Here is an 18500-nt window from a genome sequence, read left to right as displayed (position 1 = left end):
AAGTATTGTGGCAACTGTTTCATTTCCAATTCACGAAGAACTTGAGTTTCGTTCTAGACTGCCTGAATTTGGCGTCATTTTGGTGGGAAGGAGGCAGGAACCATATTGATGAACGAGCGTTTATCTAACGGGTGCAAAACCAGGAGGGGACCCTTGTGAGCCTCGTTGTCGTTTCTAATCGCGTGGCGCGTGCGCGGGCCAATGAGCCCCTGACAGGCGGCCTCGCGGCGGCTTTGTTACCAGTTATCGAAAAATCAGGCGCAATTTGGGTAGGTTCCAGCGGTCGGGTGCGCGACGGGTCGCATAAGGAGCCCTTTGCTGAAGTTGAAGCGCTCGGTGCGGGAGCGCTTGCATTGCTCGATCTGCCAGCCGCGCACTACGGCGGCTACTATGAAGGCTTCGCCAACTCGGCCTTGTGGCCTGCGCTGCACTCCCGGTCCGATCTCATTCGCGTGTCACACCACGACTATCAGTCGTATCGCGAGGTCAATGCTTTCATGGCGAGAGCCTTGATGCGCTTTCGCAAGCCGGACACCGCGTTCTGGATTCAGGATTACCATTTCCTCTCGCTTGGCGCGGAATTGCGCGATCTCGGTGTCCGCAATCCCATCGGCTTCTTCCTGCACACGCCCTGGCCGGCGCGCGCCATCATGGGCGCGGTGCCGCATCATCGCGAACTGATCGAGGCGATGCTGGCCTATGATCTGATCGGGTTCCAGACCGACGACGACTGCGAAAATTTTCTCAGCTACGTTCAATCGGAGCTTGGCCTCAAGATTCAGGACAGCGTCGTGACCTCGCGTTACGGCAAGTCGCGATGCGCGGTATTTCCGATCGGTATCGATGTCGAGAAATTTGCGCTGCAGGCCGCCAAGGCGTCATCGCATCCGGACGTATCGCGATTGCGCCGCAGCCTGAACGGAGAGCAACTGGCGATCGGCGTCGATCGCCTCGACTATTCGAAGGGCCTTGTGAACCGGATCAATGCATTCGATCGGATGCTGGTCTTGAATCCCGCGCTGAAGCGCACCGTGTCGTTGCTGCAAATCGCGACGCCCTCTCGCGGCACGATCGAAGCCTACAGCAACCTCAAGAGCGAGCTTGCCAGACTGGTGACCGAGGTCAACGGCCGCCACGGCGAAACCGACTGGATGCCGATCCGCTACCTTAACCGGGGATACAGCCAGACCGTGCTGGCCGGCCTCTATCGTACGGCGCGCGTGGGCGTGGTGACGCCGCTGCATGATGGGATGAATCTCGTCGCGAAGGAATATGTGGCCGCGCAGAATCCCGCCGATCCCGGCGTCCTGGTCCTGTCCAAATTCGCGGGCGCGGCGAATGAGTTGCAGACAGCGCTCCTCGTCAACCCGCACGAAATCGACGGAATGGCCCGCGCCATCGCCGCCGCATTCGCGATGCCTCTGACGGAACGCAGGACGCGCTGGGAGGCGATGATGCGGAAGCTGCGCGCCGGCACCGCCCAGCAATGGTTCACGGACTTTTCCGAAGCGCTGGAGGATGCGCGCGCGTCCAACGAAAAGACCGCAAGCAATTGTCCTGCCGCGGCCGCGGCGGTGACGTCGAAATCATGGCCTCTGCATTTGGTGGGATCGCGTAGCGGCGCCGGCGTTCATTAGAACATTCTCGCTTCTGTTTGAATCAGGAGCAAGAATGCTGAACGTTCGCACGAGGTCGCGCCCGCCGGGGCTTCGCGCGTGTGAGGCACGATCCGTCCCGCGCCCGTTGGTGAAATCTAGAGCGTTTTCAAGCGAAGTGGATACCGGTTCGCGTGAAGAATACGCGTCAAAACAACAATATAGAGCCTCGCTTCTGATTACATCAGAAGCGAAAAGGCTCTAGAGCGTTTTCCGGCGAAGTGGATGCCGGTTCGCGTGAAGAAAACGCGTCAAAATAATACTGCAGAACCCCGCTTCTGATTCAATCAGAAGCGGAAAGGCTCTTAAGCCTTGCGTGAAATGTAAGCCTTGCGCCGTCAATACGTAGCAGCCAGATAATCCACGATCTTGCCGATATCGGCCTCGTCGATCTGCGCGCCGTACGCCCCGATCATCTTGTTGACTTCCGCCTGCCAGAAATCCTTCCCGAACTTCGGGCCGCGTGGCTGGGTTGCGATGTAATCCGCTGAATGACAGGCCAGGCAGTTGTTCTTCACGACGTCGAGATTTGGTCCCGGCTTGAATTCGATCGTCTCGCGCGGCAGTTCGTAGGAAAGCGGCCCTGCGGTAGCCGTCGTCGAGGCGCAGGTGTACAGGCTCGCCGCAAGCCCGATGCCGGTTGCGAGGGCAAGAGCAACGGAACGCGTCATGGGAGCCTCCCTCAAGAGACGGTCACGCGGACGGTCTCGATGACATTGCGCATGTAACCGGCCGGATTCCACCTGGCCTCAGCCGGCTGCACGTCGCCGCCATTGCTGGTGGCGCGCACCTTCAATTCATGCGGCCCGGGAGCAAGCCTGACCGGGGTCTTCCATTCACGGAACGCGTATCGCCCATAGTCCCGTCCGAGCCGTGTGCCTTTCCAGGTCTTGCCGCCGTCGACCGAAACCTCGACATTTCTGATACCTGTGCCGCCATCGAACGCGATCCCCTTCAAGATCTTTCCACCGCGCCTGAGTTGCGCGCCCTCGGGAATGTTGGTGATGAAGGAACGGACATTGAGCCTGCCGATGGGCACCGTCGCTGTCGGCGTCGTGCCCGGCTCGACGCAGGCGCAGGCATTGTCGGGAATGCGATAGGCCTTCTTCATCCAGAAATTGTCATAGGTGTTGTCGATGACGGTGATCTCATTGAGGTGCTTGATCCAGTAGGTGCCGTAGTATCCGGGAACGACGAGCCGAAGCGGAAAGCCGTTCAGAAACGGCAGGTCTCTTCCGTTCATCAGATGGGCCAGCATGACCTCGCCGTCGCGCGCGTGATCCACGTCGAGCGCCTTGGCGAAATCCGGCGTCGTGTCGCTGACGGGGCCGTCCATGCCTCCGAAAACCACCTGCTTCGCGCCGTGCTGCACGCCGGCCCGATCGAGCACGGTCTTGAGTGAAACGCCGCGCCAGCGTGCGTTACCCATCGCGCCGTGTCCGAGCTGGCCACCGGCGACCCGGGGATCGACGAACCCGCGGCTGTTGCCCGAGCACTGATTGACCGCGACGATCTCCGTCTGGGCCATCGCTTTGATGTCCTCGAGCGACAGCCTGAGCGGGTGATCCACCTTGCCCTTGATCTCGAGCGTGAAGGTGGCGGGATCGATGTCGAGCGGGATGTCGGCAAGATGATAGCGGACAAAGAAGGCGTCGTTCGGCGTGATGGGGCCTTCGTTGAAAACCGGGAACGGTGTTTCGAGCTGGGGTGGCCGGCTGGTGATCCCGATCATCGGGCGCTTCTGGGGATATTTGACCAGCGGGCGTTCGCCATTGTCGAAAGGCATCGTCACGCGGTCGAGCGCCAGGACTTTAAGAGGAGCCAGGCCGACGCCGAGCGCCAGTCCCGCGCCGATGCGTTTCATCATGTCCCGTCGGTCGAGCATGGCGTTCTCCCAGCCTTCTTACCTTTTACAAGGCTTCCATTCGAGGCGGTCGCGGGCTATTTCATCCGGCAAGTCTCGCACCGCCAGCCCGCAAGTCAATCAATGCCTTCGCGTGAGGGAAGCGGGTGACGATCTATGGAGATTTCCGTTCGGGATTCCGGCTCCGGCGGAATAACGTTGCTGCCGCTTGTTCTACCCGGAACCCACGAGCCCGCTTTGATTGACAGCGGAGACGGAGTGGTCGAGAAAGCGCGACCTATAGCGTTTTCGACCGAAGCGTGTCCTCGGGGCTTGAGCCCTAAGGATGGATGACCTGTTCGCGTGAAGAAAACGCGTCAAAACAATAATCCAGAGCTTCGCTTCTGATTCAATCAGGAGCGAACATGCTCGAAGCCACCGGAGCGAGGATGCGCGACGGGCGCAACCTCGGCATCCAGATGATCATCGCTGATCCCGACCACCCCCCGCTGCATCATGAACGTCCGGCGCGTTCGTCGCTGCTTTGGTTCGCGGCGTTGATCGCCGCCATGACCGCGATGCGCTGTGTTTTTGCCGGCGTCCTCGAACTGCGCACGGACGAGGCCTATTACTGGACATGGTCGAAGGAAAGCGCGTTGTCCTTTCTTGATCATCCCCCGATGATCGCGTGGTTCATTCGTTTCGGCACCGCGATTTTCGGCGATACGAATTTCGGCGTCAGGTTCGCCGGGCTGCTGGCGATGCCGGTATCGCAATTGCTGTTGGCCGACATCGTCCGCCGGGTCACGCATGACATCCGCGCCGCCATGCTGGCGGTTCTGATGATGGAGGCCGCGCTGTATTACGGCCTGCTGATGGCGAAGGTCGCGCCCGATATCGCGCTCATTCCTTTTGTTCTGGCGATGGTCTGGTCGCTGGTGAGGCTTGCGGAGAGCGGCGATGCGCGCTGGTGGCTTGCCGCCGGTGTTTTCGGAGGCCTCTCGCTGCTATCGAAGCTGACCGCCGTGATGCTGGTTCCCGCTATTGCCGCTTTCATCCTGGTGCCGGACTGGCGGCTGCGCTGGCTGCGCAGTCCGTATCCATGGGCCGCGGTATTGATCGCCGTCGCGGTGTTCTCACCGGTGCTGATCTGGAACGGGATGCACGACTGGGCCTCGTTCAGGTTTCAGTTTGTTCGCGCGACAGCGGCGCATGATTTCAACCTTCGCACCCTCGGTGATTACATCGGCCTTCAGTTCGGCCAGGTCGGGCCGATCCTGCTGCCAGTGGTGTTGTTCGCCGTAGGCCTCACGGCGTGGCGCGGCTACCGGCATCGCGATCCCGTCGCCGTGCTGCTGTCGACCGCCGTGTTGGTCCCGTTCGGGTATTTCCTCTGGAAATCGCTCACTCTTCGGGTCGGCGACACCTGGCCGATGTTCATGTGGCCGCTTGGCTTCGCGGCGGCCGCAATCGACATCGCGATACGGCCGCGCGAGAAATGGCCGGCATGGATGGTGAAATGGTCAACGTTCTGGGCCAGCGCCGCGATCGCGTCGGGTCTCTGTCTCATCGTCGTGATCTTCCTCTACTACATCGTCAGTCCGTGGAATTTCATCGGCAAGAACGATCCGATCGGCGGCGAGGCGGGATTCGCGCAGGTCGCGAGCCGTGCTGAAAGCGAGATGCGTAACTCCGGGGCGACCTGGATCGCGACGGTCGATTACCGCGTATACGCAATGCTGCGCTGGCATCTCAGGGACCGCGTGCCGGTGATCCAGATCAACGAGCGCGGCCGCTTCCTGGGGTTTCGGGATCCGGGCTTCGACAGGATTGCCGGGCATGCCGGGCTCTATGTCGCCCGGAAGCCGGATGACTCTTCGATTCTGGCCTCGACTACGGCGGTGCTCACGCCGCTCGGCCAGGTCCAGCGGATCTGGCGCGGGCGGGTCATGGACAGCTATGTGCTGGAGAAGCTGACCGGCTGGACGCCGGAGCTATCCCCGCCGCCGGAATCGCCGTTTTACACATGGCGAAAACTGGCGGAGAACGGGGCGGCTTTTCGCCCGGCTAGAGCATTTTCCGGCAAAGTGGATGACCTGTTCGTCGCAAGAAATGCGACCAGAAAACCATTTCTAGAGCATGGTCCGATTCAGCTTGATCGGATCATGCTCTAGGGCGTTTTCGAGCGAAGTGGATATCGGTTCGCGTGAAGAAAACGCGTTAAATCAAGGTTATAGAGCCTCGCTTCTGATTCCGTCAGAAGCGAAAAGGCTCTAGTCTGTCCCGACGGAGTCGAATCAGACTGCGGCCTCATCCTTTTGACTGAGCATGATCCTATCCGGAAACCGGATCCCGCTTTTCGGGATCATGCTCTGGCTCTTGCGGACTCTACGCGCTCGGTCAATTGCCGCCGTCGCGCTTGCGCAACAGATCTTTGACCAGATCGCCGAGCGCGGGACGTGGCAGCGCCGTGAACGGCATCGGCCGGGTGACGTCGATCGCCGCAAGCCCGAGACGGGCGGTCAGCAATCCGTTGAGCACGCCTTCGCCCAGACGCGTCGACAGTTTCGCGGCGATGCCCTGACCGACCATCTGCTGGATCAGCGTGTCACTGGCCGCGATGCCGCCGGTGATCGCGAGATGCGCGATGACGTGGCGCATCAGCCGGATCATCCCGAGCGTGCCCGGCCTTCCGCCATAGAGGCGCGCGAGCTGCCGCACCAGCCGCATCGCGGCGGCGAATACGAACAGCACGTCCACGACGGCGCGGGGGCTGATCGCGGTGACGATCGACACGCGCTGCGCCGCCACCGACACCAGCCGGCGGGCCTCCTGATCCAGCGGAGCCATCAGTTCGCGCTCCGCCAGCCGCACCAGATCGGCGCCGTCGATGATGTCGGTGCTGTGGCTCCGCAACGTGGCCCGCGCCCGCGCCAGATGCGGATCGTTGTGGGCGAGCTTCACCAGATCGCGCACCACCGCATCCGCCTCCTTGCGATCGTCAGCCGCGATCGCGGCCAGCGCGCGCCGGTGCAGGTTCTCGATGGTGGCGAGACGGGCAAGGCCAAGAATCTCGCGTGCCGCGATGACGATCGATGCCACGACGAACAGCGCCGCCAGCGTCAGCCCGAGAAAACCAAGTCCTTCGCTGCGCGCGAACAGGTCCCCGATCAAGTTGATCGCGCCGAGGACGGTGCCGAGCAGGATGAGCCCGGCCAGCGACGACCAGAACAGCACCCCCCAGCGAAATCCCTTCCGCGCCGGCACCGGAGGCGTATCCGGCGATTCCGGCAGCAGCACCGGCTCCGGCTCGGGTTCCGCTTCCGGCGTGATGCTGATGCTGCCGCGAGCGGGCCGGGCAGCGGCCTCGTCGCGTTCCAGGACCACGACGTGCGGATCGTCGAGCTTGAAGGTGACGGGACGGCGCTGGCCGGTACGCTCACTCATTGCAGTCGGTCTCCGATAAGGAACTGGAGCGCCCTGTCGAGGCGGATATGGGGCAGCGACGGCTCGCCGGTTCCTTCGTTTTGGAGGCGCGGGGGACGGAAGCGCAGAAAACGGAAGTCGGCCTGATCCATAGCGGATGTCGACAGCCCGCGAAATGCGCCGTTTCCGCTGAAAAGGCTCGTGACATCCTCGGGCAGGTCGCCCGGAAACGTCGCGACTTCGGTATTGCCGTCGAAGGTCTCGCCATTGGCGGCTTCGCCGGCAAGGGGAGTGCCGAGAATGGACGGCAGTTTCTCGCGGCCGCATCGCACCTGGGCTTCGCGGGTGGCGCGGACCGCCGCCAGGGCGACGACATCGATGGTTGCGCCGGCGACTTCGGCCCGCGAGGCGGCGCGCTCCACGATGCGCCGGAGGATCGCTTCAAGCCGATCATGACTGACATGATGCAAATGGTCTGCCTTGGTGGCGGCGAACAGAATGCGATCGATCCGCGGCCGGAACAATGTGCTCAGCAACGTGCTGCGGCCCACACGATAGCAATCGAGAATTCCCGCGAGCGCCGCTTCGAGGTCATATAAGGCTTCCGGCCCCGCATTGAAGGCGGCGAGCGTGTCGACCAGCACGATCTGCCGGTCGAGCCGCGAAAAGTGATCGCGGAAGAACGGCCGCACCACGAGGTCCTTGTAGGCCTCATAGCGCCGTCGCATCATCGCCCAGAGCGATCCGTCAAGCGGGATTCCGCCCGCCGGCAGGTCGAGCGGCGCGAAGGTCAGCGCGGGCGAGCCCGCGAGGTTGCCCGGCATCAGGAAACGGCCCGGCGGCAACAGGCTCATGGCGAAGCGTTCGTCCCGGCACCCGCGAAGATAGTCCGTGAACAGCCGGGCGGCGGTGAGTGTCGCCTGTTCATCCTCGCGCGCCGAGGGTCGCATGGTTGCGAGATGCGCGTGCCAGGCTTGCGCGAGGCGCGCGCGCGGCTGCTGCCGCGACAGCGCGAGGCTCTCGGCCGACCATTGTTCATAGCTCTTGTCGAGCAGCGGCAGGTCGAGCAGCCATTCGCCAGGATAGTCGACGATATCCAGCGTCAGCGTCTGATCCGAACCGTTCTGCCGCTGATAGCCGATCACGAGCCGCAACTCGCTGATGTCGACAGTCGAACTCGGCCAGCGCCGCTCCGCGATCAGGGTGTTGACGTGATGTTCATAGTTGAATCGCGGTATAGCGTCGTCCGGCTGCGGGGCAAGCTGCGCGCGTGCGATACGGCCGCTGGCGAGAGATTCAAAAACCGGAAACCGGCCGCCGCGCGACAGACCATGCACCAGCGCTGTGATGAACACGGTTTTGCCGGCGCGGGACAGGCCGGTCACGCCGAGCCTTATCGTCGGGTTGAAGAAGTTTTCGCCGTAGTCCAGCAGCGCGCGCGCCGACAGGCGCGCTTCTTCAACGATATCGGAAAAGCTGGCGGCCATGTTGATGTGATGTCGGTGATGAAGCCTGCAATGGCGCACATAGGGTTCGTGGGCAATCGGAAAGCGGCGATTGCCGGGCCTGGGTTTCGTTATTCAAGTGAGTCGTACATCAATTAGGTTGAGGTTTCGTTGCCCCCGATCGGACATCATTATATGGCCTTTTCCGCGGCCACAGGACACCGAAAATAAACCCTGACGATTCGTTCACGACCTGAATGCAAACGTGATGCTGCAGGTGCGATGGGCCGCGAGATGCCGTGCGCCGGCTCTTCTCTCCGTCATCTCGCCATGGCATGGTCGTTTCGGCGCAAAACCGCGACTGGCTCTGGTTGCACCTGGGGGAGTTTCGCGTGTCCATCTCCAATGCTTTCAATTTCGATCTCGGCGAGACCGCCGATGCGATCCGCGAGACGGTCCGCGATTTCGCCGCCAATGAGATCGCGCCGCGCGCCGCCGAAATCGACACGTCCAACCAGTTCCCGCGTGATCTCTGGCCGAGGCTCGGCGCGCTCGGACTTCACGGCATCACGGTCGAGGAAGATTATGGCGGCGCTGGCCTGGGTTACCTCGAGCACTGCATCGCGATGGAGGAAATCTCGCGCGGTTCGGCATCGGTCGGACTATCCTATGGCGCGCACTCCAATCTCTGCATCAATCAGTTGCGCCGCAACGGCAGCGACGCACAGAAGCGCAAATATCTGCCGAAGCTGATATCCGGCGAGAATGTCGGCGCGCTGGCGATGTCCGAACCGGGCGCCGGTTCCGACGTGATCTCGATGAGGACGCGTGCCGACAGGAAAGGCGACCGCTACATTCTCAACGGCAGCAAGATGTGGATCACCAACGGGACGATCGCGGATACGCTGGTGATCTATGCCAAGACCGATGCCGCCGCGGGCGCGCGTGGCATCACCGCTTTTATCCTCGAGAAAGGCATGAATGGATTCTCAACCGCGCAGAAGCTCGACAAGCTCGGCATGCGCGGCTCCGACACCTGTGAACTGGTGTTCGAGGATTGCGAGATCCCTGAGGACAACGTGCTCGGGGACGCCGGCCGCGGCGTCAACGTTTTGATGTCCGGTCTCGATTACGAGCGCGCCGTGCTCGCCGCCGGTCCGCTCGGCATCATGCAGGCCTGCATGGATATGGTGATGCCGTATGTGCGCGAGCGCAAGCAGTTCGGACAGCCGATCGGCAGCTTCCAGCTCGTGCAGGCCAAGGTCGCCGACATGTATGTCACCATGAACGCATGCCGTGCTTATGTGTATGCGGTGGCGAAGGCGTGCGATCGCGGCGAGATCACGCGCGAGGACGCGGCGGGGGCGATCCTTTACTCTGCCGAGAAGGCAACGCAATGCGCGCTGGATGCGATCCAGTTGTTGGGCGGGAACGGTTACATCAACGACTACCCGGCCGGCCGTCTGCTGCGCGACGCCAAGCTCTACGAGATCGGCGCGGGCACAAGCGAAATCCGCCGCATGCTGATCGGTCGCGAACTGTTCGAGAAGAGCGCATAGAGCATTTCCGCTTCTGATAAAATCAGAAGCGGGCTCCATGATTTTGATTTAACGCGTTTTCTTCACGCGAACCGGCGTCCACTTCGCTTGAAAGCGCTTTAATTCTTGACGACGACCGTGGTGCCGACCGACACGCGGTTATAAAGGTCCACCACGTCATCGTTGGTCATGCGAAAGCAGCCGGAGGATACCGCCTGACCGATCGTCTCCGGCTCGTTGGAGCCGTGAATCCGATAGAGCGTCGAGCCCAGATACATCGCGCGCGCACCAAGCGGGTTTTCAAGGCCGCCTCTCATGAAGCGCGGCAGATCCGGGCGACGGCGCAGCATCTGCGCGGGCGGCGTCCAGCTCGGCCATTCCTTCTTGGCGCTGATTCGGTGGACGCCGCTCCAGCGGAAGCCGTCGCGGCCAACGCCGATCCCGTATCTCAGTGCCTGGCCCCCAGGGAGGACGAGATAGAGCCGCCGTTCGCCGGTTCTTATGACAACGGTGCCTGGCGCATACCGGCTCTGGAAATAGACAAGCTGCCGGGGGATCGGACTTGCGGATGTATAACCGGAGCCAAAATTCATGAAGTCGCCGGTATCAAGGAATTGGGCGAGAGCCGGCTTCGCACTGAAAACAAAGGCGGTGGCAATCAAAAGAGCCAAAACGCGCGTCATTATTTCCTCGCATCAATCGATTTGACTGTGAGTCAGGCCATAATTCGCCTGATTTCGCAAGTCGCGCTCATGCAGGGATGCTTCTTCCCTGTTGACGTTGGGAAAAAACATCAGCTTTCCCGCCCAGAGTCATGCGGAACGCCACGGTGGTCACCGGCAGGGCCGGTGAGGACGCGGCGGGAGCGATGTTGACAGGAACACCGAAAATTGAACAGCGGAGTACAAGATGAACGGCGCTGAAAGCCTGGTCCGGACGCTGATCAAAAGCGGCGTGGATACATGCTTCGCCAATCCAGGCACATCAGAAATGCATTTTGTCGCAGCGCTCGACCGCGTGGAGGGCATGCGTTGCGTGCTCGGGTTGTTCGAAGGCGTGGTGACCGGCGCTGCGGACGGCTATTTCCGCATGAAGGGTACGCCGGCTTGCACCCTGCTTCATCTCGGACCGGGCCTCGCCAACGGCATTGCCAATCTTCACAACGCTAGGAAGGCCGGCTCGGGCATCGTCAATATCGTTGGCCAGCATGCGATTCCCCACATCGAATGCAACGCGCCGCTGACATCGGATATCGAGGCGCTGGCCCGGCCGATGTCGGCCTGGATCCGCACCTCGCCGGATTCGAGATCGGTCGCTCGTGACGGCGCGGCCGCCGTCGCAGCGGCCAAAAGTTCGCCGCCGCAGATCGCAACGCTGATATTGCCCGCCGACGCGGCATGGAGCGAAGCCGATGGCGTCGCCGAAGTCACCGGGGCGTCGCAGCGCCCGGATTATTCACCGCAGGCGATCGACGGCGCGGCGAGGATCCTGCGCAGCGGCGGCGGGACATTGCTTCTGCTCGGCGGGCGCGCGCTGACCGAAAGGGGGCTGGCGCTGGCCGCCGGCATCGCCGGCAACACGGGCTGCCAGGTGATGGCAGAGACCTATAACGCGCGCATGGCGCGCGGCCGCGGCCGCTTTTTCGTGGAGCGTATTCCCTATCCGATCGATCAGGCGTTGCGCGCTCTGAAGCCCTTCAGCAACATCATCCTGGTTGAAGCCGACGATCCCGTCGCTTTCTTCGCCTATCCGGACAAGCCGAGCCGCTTGAAGCCCGAGGGCTGCGAGGTGCATCGCATGACGGCGAAGGACGAGAATACGATAGCAGCGCTGGAGGTATTGGCCGGTGCCGTCGGCGCCAGGCCGCGGGATGCGAAGCCGCAGCAGCCGATGGAATTGGCGTGGCCGACGGGGCCCCTCAACCCGGCGTCCATCGCGCGGGCGATCGCGATGGCCATTCCCGAGAACGCCGTCGTCGTCGACGAGTCGATCTCGACCGGCCGTGGATTTTTTCCACCGACCGCCTGCGCCGCGCCCCATGACTGGCTACAGAACATGGGCGGTTCGATCGGATTTTCGACGCCGGTGGCGATCGGCGCTGCGATAGCTTGTCCGGATCGCAAAGTGATCTGCATGGTCGGCGACGGCAGCGCGATGTATACGCTGCAATCGCTGTGGACGCAGGCCCGCGAAAGCCTCGACGTCATTACGGTCGTTTTCTCGAATCGCATCTATCAGATTTTGCGCGGCGAGTTCGACGGTGTCGGCGCCGGCGAGCCCGGCAGGAAGGCCATGGACATGCTGAGCCTCGACCGCCCCCCGCTCGACTGGGTCGCGCTAGGCAAAGGCATGGGCGTGCCGGGCCGCGCCGTGACCACGGCCGATGAGTTCAGCATGGCGCTTGCGGAGGCCTCGGCCGAGCAGGGGCCGCGCCTGATCGAAGTCCAGATGTGACGACGATGCGGGATGCAGCCGTGAACGACAGCCGATGCACGGAGCGTGACGGAATGGCGCACCGGTGGCGGGAGTTTTGATGAGCCTGACCTATGTCATTCCCGACATTCACGGCCGTTTCGATCTGCTGAGCGAGGCCTTGCACGGGATTCATGCCCACGCCGCCGGCAACGGGGGCACCCTCGTTATGCTCGGCGATTACGTCGACAAGGGACCGGACAGCGACAAGGTCATCGCCCGCTTGCGGCGCGGAATGCCGGCAGGCTGGACCTTCGTTCCACTCAAAGGCAATCACGACGCGATGATGATTTCGGCGTGTCGCGATCCCGCGACGATGACGCGTTGGCTGAAGCGCGGGGGTGATGCGGTCGTCGAATCCTATGGAGGCGATCCCCTAGGTCGGATCGACATTCAGGATTCCCAGGCGGTCTGATCGCTGATTCATAGGGTTCCGTGATTCTGACACGGAGCTGCACGATGGGGATCAAGCGGTATGAGCTGAGCGATCATCAGTGGGCGAAGATTGCACCGTTGCTGCCAGGCAAGGCCTCTGATCCGGGACGGACGGGATCGGATAATCGGTTGTTTGTGAACGGCTGCCTGTGGGTGCTGCGATCCGGCGCGCACTGGTGTGACCTGCCGGAGCGCTATGGTCGCTGGAAGACGGTGCATCGGCGGTTCAGCAGGTGGTGCCATGCCGGTGTGTGGGAACGGGTGTTCTCCACCCTGACAGCCGATCGCGACAACCAGTATCTGATGCTCGACTCAACCATCGTTCGAGCCCATCAGCAGGCGGCTACCGGAAAAGGGGGGCCAAGGATCAGGCGCTGGGGCGTTCCCGAGGTGGACTGACCACCAAGGTCCACATGCTCGCCGATGCGCTGGGCCGACCCTTGCGTTTCATCGTCACCGCCGGGCAGGTCGGAGACATCACACAAGCCCCCGCGCTGCTCGAAGCCCAGGCCGGGGACGCCGTGCTGGCCGACAAGGCTTATGACAGCAACGCCTTGCGTGCACTCATCGCCGGCATGGGCGCCGAAGCGGTGATCCCCTCAAACAGGACGCGCAAAATCATCATCCCGCATGACGCCGGTCTCTACAAGCACCGCAACCGCATCGAGCGCTGCTTCAACCGTCTCAAGCACTTCCGCCGTTTCGCCACCCGCTACGACAGGCGAACCGTTCACTTCACGGGCTTCGTTCACCTGGCCGCAGCCCTGATCTGGCTGCCGTGAATGTCGATCCGGCCTAGGCATTCCCGAGGCTGACATCGCCTGGCTTGCGACGCTGCCGCTCATGCATATCGACGCGCACCGGATTTATGTTCACGCAGGACTCGACCGCGGCATTGCGCGCGATGCGCAGTCCGAAATCACATTGCTCTGGAAACGCTATCCCAAGGGAGATGCCTCTGGCTTTGAAGGCCGTCACGTCGTGCATGGACACAACTCGGTCGCCCAGGGGCCGGAACTGTACCAGGGCCGGACCAATCTCGACACCGGAGCATGGCGAACAGGCCGTCTCGTGACCGGCGTGTTCGATGACGCAACGCCGGGCGGGCCGGTCGATTTCATCGTCGTTCATGGCCCGGCTCAGGGCGGTTAGAGCAGGATCCCGAAAAAGGGGAAACCGCGGCGCCGCGTTGGATTATGCGTGTGCCTTGGATAAGGAGACGGCCGGGTTCTTTCGTGGGATAATCCCGATGGTTTATCTTGACGGCCGCGCGCGGCGCAGGTCTTCGTGTGGCAATGGACAAGGTCTCGGACTCGATCACGAAACTGCAGGCGACGTTCCGCATCACGGTGAACGGCGAGTCTATTGCTATCGCCACCGTGGGACAGGCCTATGACTTCATCACCCGCCTGAGCACCGCCGAGTGGGCGGAGTTTCGCACACTGCATGAGGACGCGTGCGCGGCGCTCGAGGCCGCGGCCGGCAACGCGATGCTTAGCCGCAAGGCGACCGATGCGTTGCGCGCGTTGCTCGCGCGCACAAAGCTGCTGTGAATGATCGGGCGGAGCGGGAAGGCGCGCGCCTCAAAGCCGGATCCAGTGGTGGGCGCACAAGGGATCGAACCTTGGACCTCTCCCGTGTGAAGGGAACGCTCTCCCGCTGAGCTATGCGCCCGGGATCATCATCTGCCGGAAGAATTCCCAAACTTCGGGATCGAGCCCGACCCGGCGCGGCGACGAAGTCGCGATTTAGGGAATGCGGGGCAGGAGTGTCAAGCGGACTTCCACCGGCCGCTCGCGTCAATGATACCGTATCATCTGCCGTTGACGCTCCGGAATGTTGTTCTGACGTGTTTTCAAGCGATGGCGGGGTGGTTTTTAATCGTTCCATCTCAGGAGTGAATATCGGACTCGCTTTTCGATGGCGGACGGCGCATACTTTTGCTTACCACCATGAGGGTTGTGGCTTCTAAACAGAGTTCCGGAGAACGCTGCTCGCGATCCGTTCCGTTTCAAACAGGGAGCAACGCCATGAGGGTGCAACGTGGTTTGCGCGAGCTAAAGTCCTTGAAAGATCGGTTGGCCGAGTTTGCTGCGGGCGTCAACAAGGCGGCCGGCGAACCTTCTCCGAATGCGCGCAACGATGAAGCGTTGAGAAAGCGTCGTCTGTCGGACATCGCGGCCCATATCGACCGCTGGGCGAATTCGCCGGGGTTGCAGACGCCGAAGTGAAGCTGGTACGGCGCGTCTGGCGTCAAGCCCGCGTTTGGTGTCAAGCCAGCCTGCTTTTGACATAGCCTGCTTTTGATATAGCCAGCTTTTGACATGGACAGTCGCGCGTAGGTGCTTGCCGGCATCCGGTCCTGGTTTCGGGCGGCTGTGCCGCTTTCCCCCGGATGGCACGAGAGCGGTCTCATGTACCTTAATCAAAGAAAAAGCCATTCTTGTTCAAGAATGCTTGTTCAAGAATGGCTTGAGGCGAGCCATGGAAATCGATCCAGCCCTGTGTACTGCCGTTACCTTGTTTGCAGCCATACCCCGTCAGAATGCCCGATATCGGTTGATTCGTCTGTGACCTGATTAACACAGCCGGTTCCGGTCTTATGTCAGGGGCAGGATAGGTTCCGCGGCGTCAGTTGATGCTGTTGAGCTGGCGATCACCGCCGACGGTGAGAACCTGCCGGTGTCCCCGGCGCATTCCGTGCGCTGCGGCAGATGTTCGACTTGGAGGGCCTAAGCGTTCGCTGGCGCGGGAACCGACCTGTCGTCCCCGAGGTTGGCAGAGCATAGCGTTGTCGAGCGAGGTGGATGATCCCCGTTCGCGTAGAAAAACGCGTCAAATCAGATTCGAGGTTTCGCTTCAGATCCCGTCAGAAGCGAAAGGCTGAATAATCAGGAGGGATGCCCATGCTTTACGCGCTGTTCGATCGCGACAGACGCATCGGCGAGCCGGCGTCGACGGAGTTGGGCGCCTGGGAGAACGCGCTGCGGGCGGGTCTCGTTTCAGACATTCCCGTCGCCGACGAGCAGGGTGGTCAGGTTTTGCCGCCCGGCCTCCGCGTCAGACGAGTGGACAAGAATTCTCCCTCGCAACCGGAGTGAGGGGCGGGCTCTAGGACGGCTTTTGTGATCGCCAGAGTAATAGCTTGTCCGATTGCCACCGACGCCGATCGTCCTCACTTCAATGTGGCTCCATCGTAGCCCAAGGAGGTTCGCCTCCGTTTGCAGCGGCGCGGCCGAGGAGTACTGGAACCGGCGAGACCGCCATGGCATGGCGCAGGCAGGACGGCCAGATCGTTTCCGAACGACGACATCCGGCTCGCGGGAAGAAAACGCGTCAAAACAACCATCTAGAGTTTTGCTTCCGACTGAATCAGAAGCAAATGCTCCAGGAAATATGTCTTGCGTTACAGCATAATATGGGTTTCTTTCGAGCAAAGAGACATCTTCACGGAGAACAGAAATGACGGCTCCATCATCAAAAGGTGTGGCCGAAGGCGATCTGCGTCTCGTTGCGCTCTCACTCATTTCCGAGGCGCCCCGTCACGGCTACGACATTATCCAGACGGTCGAGAAAATGACGGCTGACTGGTTTTTACCCAGCCCCAATGTCGTCCATCCGATGTTGGCCAAGCTCGTCGAAGAGCGTTGTCTGACAGCTTCTGCTGATCCTCCCAGACTTTTCAGCATTACTGACGAAGGCCGCGCTTATCTTGAGCAGCATCGCGATCGCGCCGACGCCGTCCTCAACCGGCTGAAGGCTCTTGGCGAACGCGTCACCCGCTGGCGCCAGGCTCTTGGAGTTGCTGAACGGCAGAAGGAGGCCGACGCGGATTCCACGGAAGGACTGCTGGATGTCCTTGCCCGCGCAGCCATGCCGAGAAAATAGCCTTGCGCCAAACGCCAGGTGGCCGATGGCCATCGCGTTTTCGGATTGATGAACGGTCGGTAAGACATTGATTGCGTTCCCTGAACCGCTGCTTCTGAAGTAGAGGGGGCGTCAGCCCCCTGCGACTCCGAAATGGGTCGGTCGCTTAGAACCTTGAGAAAGGCACGACAGCCTGATTGGAGATGGCGCCGTCGCCGGACGGCGGCTCATTTTCTGCGGGTTTTGGCGCAGCCAGCGCCTCGCCGTCACATCGATTGATGTGCTTGGGTGCATTCTCAAACAGGTTCTTAGGTCTACGTGGACTCTTGGGCTTCCCTTCGCGGAGTGATTCAAGGTTACTTTCTAGCAGTCAACCATGGGGTGCCGTCCGGTCCTGAGCGACGGGGTAACAGGCGCGGACGTTGCCCCTGTATCATCGGTGGTGAGCGCACGCGCGGCTAGAGCATGATGAGTTTAGATTTGGTTGTATCCTGCATTGACGAAGTAGTTGGCGCATTCAGCCGGTGCAACGGTTTCGAGGATCGGAGGGATAGCATTGTAGACGGCCTCGGTGGTCCGCTGCGTGGCTTTGCGTAGCCAGTGTTTGAACTTGGCAAAGAACTGCTCGATCGGGTTCAGATCAGGCGAGTATTTCGGCAGGTAGAAGAGCCGGGCACCGGCGGCACGGATGACGCGACGCACGGCGCTGGCCTTGTGCGAGCCGAGGTTGTCCATAATGACGATGTCGCCGTGCCGCAGGGTCGGGACCAGAACCTTCTCGATGTAGAGAAGGAAGGCTTCGCCGTTGATCGGCCCCTCGATGAACCACGGCGCGGTGATGCGATCGTGGCGCAGAGCGGCCATAAAGGTCATGGTCTGCCAGCGGCCATGCGGCACCTTGGCTCTGATGCGTTGACCGCGCGGCGCCCAGCCCCGCAGCGGCGCCATATTGGTTTTGGTCCAGGTCTCATCGATGAACACCAGCCGAGTGGGATCAATCCGATCTCGATACTTGGTCCATTGCGCTCGCCGACGGGCGACATCGGGACGATCCTGCTCTGCAGCAATCAGCGTCTTTTTTTGTAACTGAGCTTCACAGCGTGAACGAACTCCCACATCGTGCGGTAATCGACCTTAAGGCCACGCTCGGCAAGTTCGGCCACCAGCCCGCGCACGGTAAAGTCCTTTCGGCACCGTTGCAGCAGCCATTCGCGGTGCGGCCCCGCAATCTTCTTTGGCCTATAGCCGCCGATCTGGCTTGGCGCGACGCTGCCGGTCTCGTGGAAGCGTTGTACCCAGTTGATCGCCGTGCTGATGCCCACCCCAAACTGGGCCGCAGCCTGATGCCGCGACAGGCCGCCTTTAACGACAGCACGCACTACCCGCTCACGAAGGTCGTTCGAATAGGCTCGTCCCATCCATGCTGGCCTCCTTCCCAGTCAGCATGTTGAATCAGATGAATTCTGATTTGGGAATCTCAATCGATTCAAAATAAACCCATCCCGCTCTAGAGCCATTTCGCTTCTGATGGAATCAGAAGCGAGGCTCTATGATCTTGTTTTGACGCGTTTTCTTCACGCGAACAGGTCATCCACTCCGCTCGAAAACGCTATAGAGCATGATCTCGACCCGAAGGGCCGCGCCGGAAAGTGGAAACCGGTTTCCGGATGGGACCATGTTCCATCAAAAGTTAAGGCCAGTGTCTGATTCAACGGAATTGAACCAGACGATCGCGACAACCCGCATGTTTGTGAAGCCTGTCCTCTGGATTGTATGACCGGCTTGCCGGGGCGCGATCTGCCCGTGGTGCTCGGCGAAG

General features: G+C 61.4%; 17 protein-coding genes and 1 tRNA gene. 11 read left to right on the top strand and 7 right to left on the bottom strand.

Annotated features, from left to right (window positions below; all coding sequences use genetic code 11):
* Positions 1-155 precede the first annotated feature (155 nt).
* Positions 156-1637, top strand: coding sequence for a trehalose-6-phosphate synthase (locus NWI_RS15740; RefSeq protein WP_011316192.1), 1482 nt, complete (start codon positions 156-158; stop codon positions 1635-1637).
* Between the two features lie 356 nt (positions 1638-1993).
* Here NWI_RS15740 and NWI_RS15735 read toward each other — a convergent pair whose 3' ends face one another.
* A complete protein-coding gene (locus NWI_RS15735; protein WP_011316191.1) occupies positions 1994-2326 on the bottom strand; it encodes a c-type cytochrome in 333 nt (110 codons plus the stop codon).
* Between the two features lie 11 nt (positions 2327-2337).
* Positions 2338-3540, bottom strand: coding sequence for a molybdopterin-dependent oxidoreductase (locus NWI_RS15730; protein ID WP_011316190.1), 1203 nt, complete (start codon positions 3538-3540; stop codon positions 2338-2340).
* A gap of 383 nt (positions 3541-3923) precedes the next feature.
* Here NWI_RS15730 and NWI_RS15725 point away from each other — a divergent pair, with 383 nt between their 5' ends.
* Positions 3924-5672, top strand: coding sequence for a glycosyltransferase family 39 protein (locus tag NWI_RS15725; protein WP_011316189.1), 1749 nt, complete (start codon positions 3924-3926; stop codon positions 5670-5672).
* 226 nt (positions 5673-5898) lie between these two features.
* Here the strand turns inward: NWI_RS15725 and NWI_RS15720 are convergent, their stop codons facing one another.
* The gene (locus tag NWI_RS15720; protein WP_011316188.1) at positions 5899-6945 is read right to left on the bottom strand and encodes a YcjF family protein; all 1047 of its coding nucleotides are present in this window, start codon (positions 6943-6945) and stop codon (positions 5899-5901) included.
* A complete protein-coding gene (locus tag NWI_RS15715) occupies positions 6942-8411 on the bottom strand; it encodes a YcjX family protein (protein ID WP_041345213.1) in 1470 nt (489 codons plus the stop codon). Before NWI_RS15715 ends, NWI_RS15720 begins: the two co-directional genes overlap by 4 nt.
* Before the next feature lie 350 nt (positions 8412-8761).
* Here NWI_RS15715 and NWI_RS15710 point away from each other — a divergent pair, with 350 nt between their 5' ends.
* Positions 8762-9928 carry an isovaleryl-CoA dehydrogenase gene (locus tag NWI_RS15710; RefSeq protein ID WP_148203890.1) on the top strand — a complete coding sequence of 389 codons (1167 nt, stop codon included), beginning with the start codon at positions 8762-8764 and terminating at the stop codon, positions 9926-9928.
* Between the two features lie 98 nt (positions 9929-10026).
* On the opposite strand, the gene NWI_RS15705 is transcribed toward NWI_RS15710, so the two are convergent.
* Positions 10027-10590 carry a L,D-transpeptidase gene (locus NWI_RS15705; protein WP_011316185.1) on the bottom strand — a complete coding sequence of 188 codons (564 nt, stop codon included), beginning with the start codon at positions 10588-10590 and terminating at the stop codon, positions 10027-10029.
* Between the two features lie 226 nt (positions 10591-10816).
* Here NWI_RS15705 and NWI_RS15700 point away from each other — a divergent pair, with 226 nt between their 5' ends.
* The 5 genes from NWI_RS15700 (at position 10817) to NWI_RS15675 (ending at position 14367) form a co-directional block, all read left to right on the top strand.
* Positions 10817-12361 (top strand): acetolactate synthase large subunit, encoded by a 1545-nt coding sequence (locus NWI_RS15700; protein ID WP_011316184.1) that lies wholly within the window; start codon positions 10817-10819, stop codon positions 12359-12361.
* Between the two features lie 79 nt (positions 12362-12440).
* Positions 12441-12794 carry a metallophosphoesterase gene (locus tag NWI_RS15695; protein ID WP_011316183.1) on the top strand — a complete coding sequence of 118 codons (354 nt, stop codon included), beginning with the start codon at positions 12441-12443 and terminating at the stop codon, positions 12792-12794.
* A 50-nt stretch (positions 12795-12844) separates the two neighbouring features.
* A protein-coding gene (locus tag NWI_RS17260; protein WP_430691788.1) for an IS5 family transposase occupies positions 12845-13596 on the top strand; the annotation gives its coding sequence in 2 pieces (ribosomal slippage) (positions 12845-13175 and positions 13175-13596; 753 coding nt in all).
* Between the two features lie 61 nt (positions 13597-13657).
* A complete protein-coding gene (locus tag NWI_RS15680; RefSeq protein ID WP_011316182.1) occupies positions 13658-13966 on the top strand; it encodes a hypothetical protein in 309 nt (102 codons plus the stop codon).
* A gap of 143 nt (positions 13967-14109) precedes the next feature.
* The gene (locus NWI_RS15675) at positions 14110-14367 is read left to right on the top strand and encodes a hypothetical protein (RefSeq protein ID WP_011316181.1); all 258 of its coding nucleotides are present in this window, start codon (positions 14110-14112) and stop codon (positions 14365-14367) included.
* Positions 14368-14413: 46 nt separating this feature from the next.
* Here NWI_RS15675 and NWI_RS15670 read toward each other — a convergent pair.
* Positions 14414-14488: transfer RNA gene (locus tag NWI_RS15670), tRNA-Val, on the bottom strand.
* Between the two features lie 356 nt (positions 14489-14844).
* Here NWI_RS15670 and NWI_RS15665 point away from each other — a divergent pair.
* The 3 genes from NWI_RS15665 (at position 14845) to NWI_RS15655 (ending at position 16702) form a co-directional block, all read left to right on the top strand.
* A complete protein-coding gene (locus NWI_RS15665) occupies positions 14845-15045 on the top strand; it encodes a hypothetical protein (RefSeq protein ID WP_244374937.1) in 201 nt (66 codons plus the stop codon).
* A gap of 675 nt (positions 15046-15720) precedes the next feature.
* The gene (locus tag NWI_RS15660; RefSeq protein ID WP_041345703.1) at positions 15721-15915 is read left to right on the top strand and encodes a hypothetical protein; all 195 of its coding nucleotides are present in this window, start codon (positions 15721-15723) and stop codon (positions 15913-15915) included.
* Between the two features lie 361 nt (positions 15916-16276).
* Positions 16277-16702, top strand: a complete 426-nt coding sequence (locus tag NWI_RS15655; protein ID WP_011316179.1) for a PadR family transcriptional regulator — start codon at positions 16277-16279, stop codon at positions 16700-16702.
* 453 nt (positions 16703-17155) lie between these two features.
* Here the strand turns inward: NWI_RS15655 and NWI_RS17255 are convergent.
* A protein-coding gene (locus NWI_RS17255; RefSeq protein WP_187147993.1) for an IS630 family transposase occupies positions 17156-18099 on the bottom strand; the annotation gives its coding sequence in 2 pieces (ribosomal slippage) (positions 17156-17761 and positions 17764-18099; 942 coding nt in all).
* Positions 18100-18500: the final 401 nt, after the last annotated feature.

It is taken from the genome of Nitrobacter winogradskyi Nb-255, assembly GCF_000012725.1.
Classification (GTDB): Bacteria; Pseudomonadota; Alphaproteobacteria; order Rhizobiales; family Xanthobacteraceae; genus Nitrobacter; species Nitrobacter winogradskyi.
This window is presented reverse-complemented; position numbering and strand designations above follow the sequence as displayed.